The 13,144-nt window shown below is 63.1% G+C and carries 14 protein-coding genes; 13 read left to right on the forward strand and 1 reads right to left on the reverse strand.

What is annotated here, in order from left to right; genetic code table 11:
- Positions 1–52 precede the first annotated feature (52 nt).
- From DBV08_RS02690 to DBV08_RS02730, 9 genes are all read left to right on the forward strand, one after another.
- Complete coding sequence (locus tag DBV08_RS02690; RefSeq protein ID WP_124566426.1) at positions 53–1,549, forward strand: condensation domain-containing protein; 1,497 nt, start codon at positions 53–55, stop codon at positions 1,547–1,549.
- Entirely contained in the window at positions 1,549–3,012 is a 1,464-nt protein-coding gene (locus DBV08_RS02695; RefSeq protein WP_124566427.1) for a condensation domain-containing protein, read from the forward strand. The genes DBV08_RS02690 and DBV08_RS02695 overlap by 1 nt, the downstream gene beginning before the upstream one ends.
- A gap of 118 nt (positions 3,013–3,130) precedes the next feature.
- Entirely contained in the window at positions 3,131–4,036 is a 906-nt protein-coding gene (locus tag DBV08_RS02700; protein WP_124566428.1) for a sulfurtransferase, read from the forward strand.
- Positions 4,033–4,449 carry a SufE family protein gene (locus DBV08_RS02705; protein WP_095969058.1) on the forward strand — a complete coding sequence of 139 codons (417 nt, stop codon included), beginning with the start codon at positions 4,033–4,035 and terminating at the stop codon, positions 4,447–4,449. Before DBV08_RS02700 ends, DBV08_RS02705 begins: the two co-directional genes overlap by 4 nt.
- Before the next feature lie 5 nt (positions 4,450–4,454).
- The gene (locus DBV08_RS02710; RefSeq protein ID WP_124566429.1) at positions 4,455–5,855 is read left to right on the forward strand and encodes a condensation domain-containing protein; all 1,401 of its coding nucleotides are present in this window, start codon (positions 4,455–4,457) and stop codon (positions 5,853–5,855) included.
- Positions 5,856–5,993: 138 nt separating this feature from the next.
- Positions 5,994–7,790 (forward strand): acetyl/propionyl/methylcrotonyl-CoA carboxylase subunit alpha, encoded by a 1,797-nt coding sequence (locus DBV08_RS02715; protein WP_095969056.1) that lies wholly within the window; start codon positions 5,994–5,996, stop codon positions 7,788–7,790.
- A gap of 76 nt (positions 7,791–7,866) precedes the next feature.
- Positions 7,867–8,292: a DUF1707 domain-containing protein gene (locus tag DBV08_RS02720; protein ID WP_003940708.1), complete on the forward strand. Its 426-nt coding sequence runs from the start codon at positions 7,867–7,869 to the stop codon at positions 8,290–8,292.
- Positions 8,292–8,642 (forward strand): hypothetical protein, encoded by a 351-nt coding sequence (locus DBV08_RS02725; protein ID WP_003940792.1) that lies wholly within the window; start codon positions 8,292–8,294, stop codon positions 8,640–8,642. The genes DBV08_RS02720 and DBV08_RS02725 overlap by 1 nt, the downstream gene beginning before the upstream one ends.
- A complete protein-coding gene (locus tag DBV08_RS02730; RefSeq protein ID WP_124566430.1) occupies positions 8,639–9,001 on the forward strand; it encodes a VanZ family protein in 363 nt (120 codons plus the stop codon). Before DBV08_RS02725 ends, DBV08_RS02730 begins: the two co-directional genes overlap by 4 nt.
- Here the strand turns inward: DBV08_RS02730 and DBV08_RS02735 are convergent, their stop codons facing one another.
- Positions 9,002–9,802 (reverse strand): tyrosine-protein phosphatase, encoded by an 801-nt coding sequence (locus DBV08_RS02735; RefSeq protein ID WP_095969054.1) that lies wholly within the window; start codon positions 9,800–9,802, stop codon positions 9,002–9,004.
- Between the two features lie 144 nt (positions 9,803–9,946).
- On the opposite strand from DBV08_RS02735, the gene uraD reads away from it, so the two are divergent.
- The 4 genes from uraD (at position 9,947) to DBV08_RS02755 (ending at position 13,140) form a co-directional block, all read left to right on the forward strand.
- Positions 9,947–10,465 (forward strand): 2-oxo-4-hydroxy-4-carboxy-5-ureidoimidazoline decarboxylase, encoded by a 519-nt coding sequence (gene uraD, locus DBV08_RS02740; protein WP_124566431.1) that lies wholly within the window; start codon positions 9,947–9,949, stop codon positions 10,463–10,465.
- Positions 10,462–10,791 carry a hydroxyisourate hydrolase gene (gene uraH / locus DBV08_RS02745; RefSeq protein ID WP_124566432.1) on the forward strand — a complete coding sequence of 110 codons (330 nt, stop codon included), beginning with the start codon at positions 10,462–10,464 and terminating at the stop codon, positions 10,789–10,791. Before uraD ends, uraH begins: the two co-directional genes overlap by 4 nt.
- A 64-nt stretch (positions 10,792–10,855) precedes the next feature.
- A complete protein-coding gene (gene pucL / locus DBV08_RS02750) occupies positions 10,856–11,773 on the forward strand; it encodes a factor-independent urate hydroxylase (protein ID WP_172436498.1) in 918 nt (305 codons plus the stop codon).
- Positions 11,774–11,826: 53 nt separating this feature from the next.
- On the forward strand, positions 11,827–13,140 hold the full coding sequence (locus DBV08_RS02755; RefSeq protein WP_260395282.1) for an 8-oxoguanine deaminase: 1,314 nt from the start codon (positions 11,827–11,829) through the stop codon (positions 13,138–13,140).
- Positions 13,141–13,144 lie beyond the last annotated feature (4 nt).

Consider the following 13,144-nt stretch of genomic DNA (forward strand, 5'->3'; position numbering starts at 1 on the left):
TGCCCATTTTCAGAGCAGGCTTCTCGACGACACACGCAGGAGTTCTTACTCGATGGATCTGAACCTGATCACCCATTGGCACCCGCTTCCTGGACGGGTAATCGAATGGGGCGTCACGCATGCTTCCGCTCAGAGAGCCGCCGAAGCCGAGATCGACCGAGAACTACCCCCGACCACGATGCAGGATCGCCACTTGCGACGCGCCCGCGTCACAGCAGAGAAGGGCGATCCGCAGTCTCCATGGATCGGCATCGCCTTCGATTTCGCCGGAACTCTCGACCGCGACGCCATGACCAGGGCCCTGCAGCGCTACGTCCGTCGCCACGACACGCTCCACAGTTGGTTCTCGTTCGACGAGGCGACCACTGACGCTGCGGACACCTCGTTCGAGGTCCGTCGACACGTCGTTCCGGTCGAGAGCATCGAACTCGAGTACCGCGTCGGCGACGACGTCTCCGAATCCGAGGCGATCCGTGCGCTCGTCGCAACCAAGTTCGCCACGGAAACCAGCGCGCTGCAGTGGCCGGCATTCGTCTTCGGTGCCGTCGAGCACGATCACACCGACACGGAAACCGCGCCCGGTTTCACCCTGTTCCATGCCGTCGACCACGCTCATTCGGACATGAACTCGATGGTGCTGATGTACGCGGAATTGCGTCAGCTCTACGCAGCGGAAACGACCGGGTCACATCCCGAACTGGGCCCGGCGGGAAGTTACGCGCAGTTCGGTCGTATCGAGCGCGAGCGGACAACCGAACTGACGATGCAGTCACCCGAAGTTCACAAGTGGCTCGGTTACCTCATGCGCAGCGGCGGCTCGTTCCCCGGATTTCCTCTCCCGCTGGGCGCCGAGGACGCCCCCAAACCGGCAATCGGTTCACGCTTCGATTTGGCCGACGACGTCGAATGCGAAAAGTTCGGTGCGATCTGTAAAGCCAACGGGGCCAACTTCATCGGCGGGATATTCACGGCACTCGCGATCGCGGAATTCGAACTGGCCGGGCGCGACAAGTACATCGCTCTCTCGCCGGTCAGCACGCGAACCGAGGCCGACTCGTTTGCGCAGGGTTGGTACATCAACCTGATCCCCGTGGGAATAGACGTCGACGACAAGCGACGTTTCACCGAGTTGGCGAAAGTCGGGCAGCAGGGTTACCACGACGGCAAAGCGCTGTTGGACGTTTCCGTTCAGCAAGTCATCGACCTCGTTCTCTCCAGCATGTCGGACGAGAATTCTTCCGCTCCCGGCGGCCTGTCGAAGACGCTCACCCCGCCGCCGATCGTCTCGTACATCGACGGCCGACGCATGCCCGATCCATACAGTTACGTCGAGACGAAGGCAACGGGAATCGTCGGCGGCAAAGAGACTCAGATCGCATCGATGTGGATCAACCGGATGCACACCGGTACCTGGATCGCCGTGTCACACCCTGACACCCCCACGGCGCACGAATCTGCCACCCGCTTCGCCGAGCATGTCTCCACCATCATCAAAACTGTTGCAGCTCAGGGCGACTACTCGTTCTCGGCACCAGAGGGAGCGTCCTGATGCATGTCACCTCGATCGATCGATACGGACTCGAGCCGGGAATCGTCACCGAATGGTCGCTCCGGCCTGCAGACGGTGCCGTCACCGAGTCCGAGGTACCACCGTCGTACAACCAGCATTTTCATCTCGAAACTGCGCGAACACACGGCATGGGCCGGAGCGTATGGATGGCAGCGGCATTCGATCTTCCCGGAGAACTGAATCGGCCGGCACTCGATCTCGCGTTGCGCCTGTTCATCAGTCGCCATGACACGCTGCACACAGGGTTCGAGGTCGGCGAGTTCACCACCACCCGAATGGGTCTCGACCCCGACGGCACACATATCGAGACTTCGGAACCGCTGAAGTTCGATTCCACCGAGAATCTGCGAGCGCACCTCAAGAAGCGATTCACGACGGTCTGCGATCCACTGACCTTCCCCGCCTACACATTTGCCACGGTCGAACGCGAAGAGCACTACACAGTCCTGAGCGCCTTCGATCACACACTGGTCGACGGGTACTCGTTGGTCATCGCACTCGGGGAACTGCGACAGATCTACGAGGGACTGATCGCCCTACCCGACCTGACCGACCACTCGGCGGTCGACGCAGTGATGAGCCGACTGGGTGACCCGGGAAGTTTCGTGCGGTACTGCGAACTGGAGGCTGACGCTCTACTTCCCGTCGACAACGACCCTCGAATCCGGGAGTGGGCAAGGTTCTACGAGATTTGCGGTGGTACTTCACCGAGTTTCCCCTTGGATCTCGGCGTCGAGGGCGGAAAGCCAGCGCCGCAGGGCGCCGATGTGCGCGTGCTGCTCGACGAGGAGCTGACGGCGACGTTCGACGAGATCTGCCTGTCCGCCGGCGGTAGCGTGTTCACCGGAATCCTCACTGCGATGGGTCTTTCCGTCCACTCGTACACCGGACAGGCGACGCTTCCCCTGCAATTCCCGCTGCACATCCGCAAAGATCCCCGTTGGGCCGACGCGATCGGCTGGCTCACCACCAGCGCGCCGATCACGGTCCGGATCACTCCCGACGCGGATTTCGGTGCATCCCTTGCACATACGCACGCGTCGTTCCGAGTTGCGTTGACGCTCGAGGGCGTCACCATGGCTCAGGTTCGAGATGCTTTGGGCGACAAGATTCGACGCACGCGCACCGACGTCTTCATGGTGTCGTACATCGATTACCGCAAACTGCCCGGCACCGACGATCACGATCTCCTCAACGCTCATCACATCAGCAACGTGACGGTCGCCGACGATGCCCAGTTCTGGATTTCGCGAACGAACCGTGGTCTCTCGCTGCGGTCGCGCTTCCCGGACACCGAGACGGCGAACGAAACCATGGTGAATTTCCTCACCGAACTCGACCGGATTCTGAGAGAGGTCTGCGCCCGGGGTGTAACCCCGATCGGAAGTGTCACCGAACAATTGAGAGATTCGAGCGTCGGAGCAGGAACACCGAGAATTTAGTATCGGCAACGGGTACGAGCAGGCAGAACCTGCTTCCGGGCGTCTCACCTTGCGCACAGCGCATAGAATCGATCAAGTCCGTGTTCGAACCGAACGATTCGCCTTCAGGAGTACGCCCGTGCCCGTTGCCCCCGATCCCTCAACCGCGTTTGCCGAGTTCGCGCATCCCGACCGGTTGGTCTCGACGGAATGGCTCTCGGCGAATCTCGGTACGCCGGGCCTCAAGGTCGTCGAATCCGATGAAGACGTGTTGTTGTACGACGTCGGCCACATTCCCGGAGCAGTGAAGATCGACTGGCATCTCGACCTCAACGATCCGGTCACCCGCGACTACATCGACGGCGCGAAGTTCGCAGAGTTGATGAACCGCAAGGGCATCAGCCGCGACGACACCGTGGTCATCTACGGCGACAAGAGCAACTGGTGGGCCGCCTACGCACTGTGGGTCTTCACACTGTTCGGCCACGAGGACGTCCGTCTTCTCGACGGTGGCCGCGACGCATGGATCGCCGAGAACCGCGACACCGCTTTCGACGTTCCCGACATCACGTCAACCGATTACCCGGTCGTCGAGCGCAACGACGCTCCCATCCGCGCATTCAAGGACGACGTTCTCGCGCACTTGGGCGACGGACCGCTCATCGACGTTCGATCTCCGCAGGAGTACACCGGCGAGCGAACCCACATGCCCGACTACCCCGAAGAGGGCGCGTTGCGCGGTGGACACATTCCCAGCGCTCTCAGCATCCCGTGGGCGAAGGCAGCGGCACCGGACAGCCGCTTCCGCACCCGCACCGAACTCGGCGAGATCTACGGCGATCTGTCGGCCGAGGACAACATCGTCGCGTACTGCCGCATCGGCGAGCGTTCCAGCCACACCTGGTTCGTGTTGACCCATCTTCTCGGCTACCCGAACGTTCGTAACTACGACGGTTCCTGGACCGAGTGGGGCAATGCAGTGCGCGTCCCGATCGTCCAGGGCGAAGAGCCCGGCGCAGTTCCTTCCTCCGTATCGGCGTCATGAACGCTCTTCCTTCGGCTCTGGCCGAGATCGTCGACGACTTCGCAGCCGTGGGCGCCTCGGACAAGCTCACCCTTCTTCTCGAGTTCAGCCGAGAACTACCGCCGTTGCCGGCGGAGCTCGAGCAGAGCGCGATGGAGCCGGTCCCGGAATGTCAGTCGCCACTGTTCCTCTCGGTCGACGATTCGGACCGCGACAACGTCCGCCTGTACTTCAGCGCTCCCCCCGAGGCTCCCACCACGCGCGGCTTCGCATCGATCCTCGCGCAGGGGCTCGACGGTCACAGCGCCGACGAGATCCTCGGTGTACCCGACGACTTCTATTCGGCGCTCGGTCTCGCAGAAGCTGTGAGCCCGCTCCGTCTGCGGGGAATGTCGGCCATGCTCGCGCGCATCAAGCGGCACTTGCGGGGCTGAAAAACATGGAGTTCACCGAACTGGCCGACTATGCGATTCCGGCCGGCGCACTCGTCGAATGGTTGCCGTGCGCAACCGGGCCCTGGGTTCCGGATCCGCGGCCCGTCTCCTACATTCACGAGGCACATCTCAGCCGTTCCGCTGCAGGCGCAGGCGACAAGTCTTGGCTGGGAACAGCTTTCGAGATTTCCGGCCCACTCGACGTCGATGCGTTCCGGGTCGCTCTCGGCCGGTGGATCGATCGCCACGAAGTTCTGCGCTCGCATACCGTCCTCGAGCCGTCGAGCGGCGAGATCACCCGGCATACCGTCCCGATCGGCGGGATCGACATCGGCGTCGTCAGCCACGGCTACGACGCGTCCAGCCAGGACAACTTCGACCACCTTCACCGCTTGTTCGACGACTACGCCTCCCCGCACAGTTGGCCGTCGTACGTCTTCGCGACGTTGACGCCACGCGGTGGCGACGGTCCGTTCACCGTGTTCTTCGCGGCGGACCACTCGATCATCGACGGTTTCTCGATCGTCCTGGTCGCCCACGAGATCGGTGCGCTGTACCGCGAGGCTTCGACCGGTAGTGCTGCAAATCTGTTTCCGGTGGGCAGCTACGTCGATTTCGGTGCCGTCGAACGCGAGCAGATGGCCGACATGGAAGCCGAGAAGGCCGCGGTCGAGATCTGGCGTAAGGCTCTCGGTACGGACGGGTTACCCCAGTTCCCGCTACCGATCGGTGAACGCGGAACCGATTCTCAGAACGGCCTGTCGACCTGGCTGCTCGACGCCGACCAGTCAAAGGCCTTCAGTTCGACGTGCGCAGCCGCCGGTGTCGGGTATTTCGCCGGACTTCTCGGTGGTCTTGCGGCTGTGGGTCGCGAGGTCGCGGCGGCCGATCGATTCGAGGTCGTGACGCCGGTCCACACCCGCAGCGCTCAGGAGTGGGCGGGGGCGCTCGGTTGGTTCGTCGGCCTGTGCCCGGTCGAGTTCGCGGTGGGATCGGACTGTTCGTTCGGCGACCTCGCGTCCCGCGCCGCCGAGTCGATCGCTGCGGTCAAGCCTGCCGCCGCGGTTCCGTTCGACCGGATCGGCGAGCACCTCGGAACTCCGATCCGACCGCGATTCGTGGTGTCCTACATGGACGTTCGCTTTGTACCCGAGGCCGCTCAGTGGCCTGAGTGGAACGCGCGAGCACTCCGAAGCAAGGCGTACACGCACGACGTCTACATCTGGATCAACCGCACACCCCACGGCCTCAATCTCGCAGTCAGGTATCCAGGCAACGAAACGGCGAACGCCGCGGTCCACGCCTACGTGGCCGCACTGCGCCGGACCATCGACGACATCGTCACCGAACCGGACAAGCACACCTCCGACAGCTACTCATCGGTAGTTTTCGAAACCGTTTCCTAAGCCGGAGTGAGCTTTAGCGATCCGGTTACAACCAGCGTCGAAGCGATGCATACACTCCGAAGTGATGCCAATCCCCCGATGGTGAAATCCCAGAGGAATACACCGCGGAGACAGACTATGCGAACCACAGGAGGCTCAGTGCCCAGTCATGCCAGCGCGCACATTACGAAGGTGCTTGTCGCGAACCGCGGTGAAATCGCGGTACGGGTCATCCGGGCGGCCAAGGATGCCGGCTACGGCAGCGTTGCCGTTTACGCCGAGCCCGATGCAGAAGCGCAGTTCGTGAAGCTCGCAGACGAGGCATTTGCCCTCGGTGGACAGACGTCCGCCGAGTCCTACCTCGTGTTCGACAAGATCCTCGACGCAGCCAAGAAGTCCGGCGCCGACGCCATCCACCCCGGCTACGGCTTTCTCTCCGAGAACGCCGACTTCGCCCAGGCCGTCATCGACGCCGGGCTGATCTGGATCGGTCCGTCACCGCAGTCCATCCGCGACCTCGGAGACAAGGTCACCGCACGCCACATCGCGGAGCGCGCGAAGGCACCGATGGCGGCCGGCACCAAGGACCCCGTCAAGGGCGCCGACGAGGTCGTCGCATTCGCCAAGGAATACGGCGTACCGGTCGCGATCAAGGCTGCCTTCGGTGGCGGTGGTCGCGGCATGAAGGTCGCCCAGACCATCGAGGAAATCCCCGAACTGTTCGAGTCGGCCACCCGTGAGGCCATCGCAGCCTTCGGTCGCGGCGAATGCTTCGTCGAGCAGTACCTGGACAAGGCCCGCCACGTCGAGGCTCAGGTCATCGCCGACCAGCACGGCAATGTCGTCGTCGCCGGTACCCGCGACTGCTCACTGCAGCGTCGCTTCCAGAAGCTCGTCGAAGAGGCTCCCGCGCCCTTCCTGACCGACGACCAGCGCGCACGCATCCACGCGTCCGCGAAGGCCATCTGCAAGGAAGCCGGCTACTACGGCGCCGGAACGGTCGAGTACCTGGTTCAGGGCGACACCATCTCCTTCCTCGAGGTCAACACGCGCCTGCAGGTCGAGCACCCCGTCACGGAAGAGACCGCGGGAATCGACCTCGTGCGTCAGCAGTTCCTCATCGCCAACGGCGAAGAACTCTCCATCAAGGAAGATCCCACCCCGCGTGGACACTCCTTCGAGTTCCGCATCAACGGTGAAGACGCCGGCCGCGGCTTCATGCCTGCCCCCGGCCCGGTCTCCGTCTACCGTGAGCCCACGGGCCCCGGCGTTCGCGTCGATTCCGGTGTCGTCGCCGGCGACGTCATCGGCGGACAGTTCGACTCCATGCTCGCCAAGCTCATCGTCACCGGTGCCACCCGCGAAGAAGCCCTCCAGCGGGCATCGCGCGCCCTCGCCGAGTTCGAGATCGACGGCCTCGCGACCGTCCTCCCGTTCCACCGCCACATCGTCGAGAACCCGGCATTCGTCGGTGACGGCGAGAAGTTCGACATCTACACCAAGTGGATCGAAACCGACTGGGTCAACCCCATCGAGCCGTACGCGGGCGCCGGTGCTCCCGTAGACGACGAGGACGAGGCTCTGCCGCGTCAGAACGTCGTCGTCGAGGTCGGTGGACGTCGCGTCGAGGTTTCCCTCCCGGGCCAGTTCTCGCTCGGCAACGGCGGCGGCGCTGCCTCCGGTGCGATCCGCAAGAAGCCGAAGGCCCGCAAGCGCGGCGGCGCCGGCGGCGGAGCAGCATCGGGTGACGCTGTCACCGCTCCGATGCAAGGCACCGTCGTCAAGGTCGCAGTGACCGAAGGCCAGGAAGTCGCGGAGGGCGATCTGATCGCCGTTCTCGAAGCCATGAAGATGGAAAACCCCGTCAACGCGCACAAGGCCGGTGTCGTCACCGGACTGTCCGTCGAGCCGGGTGCAGCAATCACGCAGGGAACGGTTCTCGCAGAACTCAAGTAGGGCCTCCGGCCCCGTGCGCCTTTCCGGTAGTCCCCACTACCGGAAAGGCGCACAGTCGTTTGAGTAGGCTGTAACGATGGCTGACGTCCCCGACATTCGCATCGGCACTGCAGAACGCGAGCAGGCACTCGATCTTCTGAGCGAGCATTTCGCCGCAGGCCGCCTCACCGTCACGGAGTTCGACGAGAGAAGCGGAATCGTCAGTGCCGCAACAACTCGCAGTGAACTCGTTCCGGTGTTCGCCGATCTGCCGGGCAACTATCAAGCCCCCGGCACCGCTCCCCTGTCGATGGTGACGCCTCCCGACGCACCGGCGGAGCGAGGCTTCAACCCCGACTGGTCCGGTCGTGTCATGGCTGTCGTCCCGATTCTCGCGGTGATCCTGTTCTTCGTCACCGGTACGTGGTTGTGGTTCCTCGCGATTCCCCTGGCCGGTGCGCTGCTGTTCGGCACCGACCGGGAACGCAAGGCCAAGCGCCGCCGCGAACGGGACTCCGACTGATGGAGCCGATCGAGATCAACGCAGGCGGCTGGTATCTGCGGGCACTGCGCGCAGACGAGCGGGTGGACGACCGCCCCGCTCTTGCCGACGGCGGTATCACCGACCCCGATTACGTGAGTCAGCGGAGCGCTCAGTGGCACGAGAACAGCGTCTACTCCTGGGCAGTGTGCCAACCCAACACCGGTGAGCTTCTCGCCGAGGTCGTTCTGACGCCTCTCGACTCCACCGCCCTTCTCACCGGCTGGGCCCGCGACGGGCACACCGAGGCACTCACGACAGCTGCCGACGCCGTGACGAGGTTCGCCGAAGGTGCACTCGGGCTCGTAGTGGTCGAGGGGCAGACGAATTGAAGAACAACCGGTACTGGCCGCTGGCGACAGCCGTGGTCGTCGCTCTGATCATGCTCTTCTCTCCTGGCTCCACCGTGCCGTCCAGCCCGGAGAACACCGACAAGATCACCCACACGTTGATGTTCGCGGTATTGGCGATCACCTCGTTGCGCGCCCGGATCCCGGTGTGGCTCACGGCGGTGTGGTTGGTGATCTTTGCCGCGACATCCGAGGTTCTTCAAGCAGCGCTGCCCATTTCGCGTTCGGGTTCGATCTGGGACGGCAGCGCCGATCTGCTCGGCATTGCCATCGGGATCGGTATCGTCAGCCTCGTGACGCGGCGTCGAAACGCCCGCAACGACCAGCCGAGCAGGTTCTGATCAGCTGAGCAGGTTGCTCCGCAATTGTTCCTGAGTCGACGCGTCGATCTTCAAGCCGTCGGTGAAGTAGGCCTCGATGGATCCGTGAACCTGCGCGAGCTCTGCCATCGACGCCTCCAGGTACTCGCGCCTGACACCGAGGACACCTTCGAGCAAGGTCGGGTCGATACCCTTGGCCTCGAAACGCTCGAGGAGCGGCGCGAACATCGGCAACAGAACCTTGTTGGTTTCGAGGTAGTCCGCGAAGACCGCGTCCTCGGAAGCCCCCAGGAACAGCAGCAGCGCGGCTGCGGCCCAGCCCGTGCGGTCCTTGCCCGTGGTGCAGTGAACGAGTGCCGGCGAGCTGGCCGGCTGCGCCAAGTCGACGAACAGTTGCCGGTAAGACGCGACCGCACTCGGCAAGGTCACGAAATCGCGGTAACTTCCCTGAAAGTACTCGAGCGCCTGGCCGCTGCCCAACGCTTCGGCAGCAAACGCAGGGTCGGCGATCATCTGCTGCATCTGAGCCGGAATGGCGCGATACTGCTTGTCCGCCAGGACATCCAGGCCGAGTTCACGGATACCGTCCGGCGTCAGGTCCGGTGCCGTTTCCCGTTCGGATTCGGTGCGCAGATCGTAGATCGTGACGATGCCCAGATCGGCGAGGGTCTGTGCGCCGTCCGCGCTGAGCGATGCCAGATCAGTGGAACGAAACACGCTCCCGGTGCGGACGGTGCCTCCGAAGCTCGATTCGGGGCCACCGATGTCTCGGAGGTTCGCCAGCGACGGTACGACGGAAGACAACTTCGGAGTATCGGTCATACCTAGAATGTATCGGGCGTTCGACCGTGCCGGACAAGAGCCGGACCAAAGCCGGACAGGGCCGGCGAAAGAAAGTTTGCGACGCATCATCTCCCGTAATTGCTGCGCTACAGATCCGTAACATGCTCAAGTAATCCTGTGGACATGCCTACAACGAATTCCAGTGGTCTCAGAGCCTTCGATGCGCTCGGAGACCACCAGGCAGTCGCGGCGCTGCTCGAGTGTTGCCATTCCGCCGTGTGGGCACAGGAAATCGCCTCGTCTCGACCGTTCGCCGATCTGGAGGCACTGCTCGACAAAGCAGATGCGGTGCTGGCCGAGCTTCCCGAGTCCGAGATCGACGACGCACTGTCCGGCCACCCGCGAATCGGAGAGCGAACAGAGAGCGCGGCCTCGGCCAGGGAACAGTCGGGAGTCTCGTCCGCGACAGAAGACGTACTCGCGGAACTTCGACAGAAGAACGCCGAGTACGAGGACACATTCGGCCATGTTTACCTGGTCTGCGCGTCGGGGAAATCTGGGACGGAGCTCCTCGACATCCTTCGAGGCCGTCTCCGAAACGACCCGGCGACCGAGCGTTCCGTGCTTCGAACCGAACTGGCCGCCATCAATCGGATCAGACTCGCCCGTCTGATCGATTCACTCGCCGGAGGCGCAGCATGAGCAAGACCCTCAGCACGCATGTTCTCGACGCTACGGCGGGCAACCCCGCGGCGGGGATTCGCGTCGAACTTCGTGATCGAGACGGCGCCACCCTCACCACTGCGGAGACCGACGCCGACGGCCGTATCCCCGAACTTGCTCCCGGCGGTCTGACCGCCGGCCACTACACCCTGACTTTCGACACCGGAACGTATTTCGAGACCACCGGACAAGAGAACTTCTACCCGGAAGTGACAGTGACCTTCCGGGTGGACGACACGGCACGGGGCTATCACGTCCCACTGTTGCTGTCGCCCTTTGCTTATTCCACCTATCGCGGGAGCTGAACACGTGACTACCGAAAACATCACAACCGGCAACATCACGACCGGCAATACAAGCGCCGAACGGTTGAGCGGATCGATCGAACTCTCGGGTCACCAGTACGGCAAAGCGGAAAATCGAGTAGTCCGAATCTACCGAGACACCCCCCGTCACGAGATTCACGACATCAACGTCTCCACTTGCCTGCGTGGAGATTTCGCCGATGCGTACCTCACCGGTGATCAGTCGAAGGTTCTGCCGACCGACACGCAGAAACAAACGGCCTACTCCTACGCCAAGGAAAAAGGCCTGATCTCGATCGAGACGTATGGACTCGAACTCGCCCGTCATTTCGTCGATGACATCGAACCGGTCAGTGGCGCGCGGATCGAGATCGAGGAATACGCCTGGGAGCGTGCGATTGTCGACGGCAGCGAGCACGACTACACCTGGATTCGGAAGGGTCAAGAAGTTCGGACGGCGTCGATCACCATCTCCGACGCCGGGACGGCCGATGCCGGGACGTGGGTGATCGGCGGCTTGAAGGACCTGGTGATCCTCAAATCAACTGGTAGTGAGTTCTCGGGTTTCCTCGAAGATCCGTACACGATCCTCGAGCCGACCGACGACCGCGTCATGGCGACGACGTTGGTCGCCCAGTGGCGATTCGTCACCACCGACGTCGACTGGGAATCGGTCTACGTGGGCATCAAGGCACAAATCGTCAAACAATTCGCGCAGGTACATTCACTTGCCCTGCAGCAGACGCTCTTCCACATCGGCAAGGCAATTCTCGAAGAGTTTCCGATCATTGCCGAGGTTCGACTGTCCGCACCCAACAAACATCATTTCGAATATGCACTCGGCCGCTTCGGAGTCGAGAACGACAACGAGGTGTTCCACGCCGCCGATCGTCCGTACGGCCTTATCCAAGCTGCGGTCAGCCGATCCGACGCGCCTGACGCGGGACCATCGTGGACCACCTATGCCGGCTGGTTGTCGTGACCGAATCAGCGCTCGGGACAACACTCGTCATCGCCAATGCCCATGTGGTCACGATGGACGGCGACCGCTCCGAGTACTCCGACGGCTACGTCGTGATTTCTGGCAACAAGATTGTCGACGTGGGGAGCGGAAAGGCCCCCGCGTACCCGAATGCGCATGTGATCGACGGCAGCGGTTGCCTGATCACTCCCGGTCTTGTGAACACACATCATCATCTCTACCAATGGATCACCCGTGGCCTGGCAGCAGACTCGACGCTCTTCGAGTGGCTGACCACGCTGTATCCCGTCTGGGCGGGTATCGACGCCGACGCCGTCCACGTGGCGGCCACCGGCGGCCTCACCTGGTTGGCAAAAACCGGATGTACGACCACCACCGACCACCACTACGTCGTCCCCCGCGACGCCGGTGATGTTTTCGAGGCCGAGATCACCGCGGCTGCGCAGGTCGGCCTTAGATTCCACCCGTGTCGTGGGTCGATGGACCTCGGTCAGAGTTCCGGCGGCCTGCCGCCGGATCACGTAGTGGAAAAACTCCACGACATCCTGACCGGCACACAGTCGGTGATCGACCGCTGGCACGACCCGAATACCGGGTCGATGTTGCAGATCGCGGTAGCTCCCTGCTCACCCTTCTCCGTGACGGAGTCATTGCTCCGAGAGTCCGCGACTCTGGCCCGTGAAAACGGCGTGCGTATGCACACGCATCTGGCCGAGACCCTGGACGAGGAGCGCTTCTGCCGAAAGCTTTTCGGTTGCACGCCGGTCGAATACATGGAACGCGTCGGCTGGGTGGGCCCGGACGTCTGGTACGCCCACGCAGTCCATCTCGACGACGCCGGTATCGAGACGATGGCGCGAACCGGAACTGCGGCGGCGCACTGCCCGACCTCCAATGCCCGCCTGGGAGCCGGTATCGCCCGTGCCGCCGATCTGGTGAACGGCGGGGTCACCGTGGGGCTCGGCGTGGACGGCGCCGCGAGCAACGAAGCATGCAGTCTGATCGAGGAGTCTCGTCATGCGCTTCTGTTTGCTCGGGCCAAGGGCGGACCGCAGACGATGACGGTGCGAAAAGCCTTGGAATTGGGAACGATCGGCGGCGCACGAGTTCTGGGCCGTGACAGCGAGATCGGATCGATCGAGGTCGGAAAACTCGCCGACCTGGCGGTGTGGAAACTCGACACCCTCGCGCATGCCGGCATCGCCGATCCGGTGGCAGCGCTCGTACTCGGCTCGACTCCCCCGCTGAAGTTACTGCTTGTCAACGGGCGAACCGTAGTTGCCGACGGACGAGTCACCACCGTCGACGAGGACGTCGTAGCCTCGGATGTCGCACGCGCACACCGCGACCTACTCGGAAAGGCTTGAGGCC

This window comes from Rhodococcus sp. KBW08, assembly GCF_003852455.1.
In the GTDB taxonomy this organism is placed as follows: domain Bacteria; phylum Actinomycetota; class Actinomycetes; order Mycobacteriales; family Mycobacteriaceae; genus Rhodococcus_F; species Rhodococcus_F baikonurensis.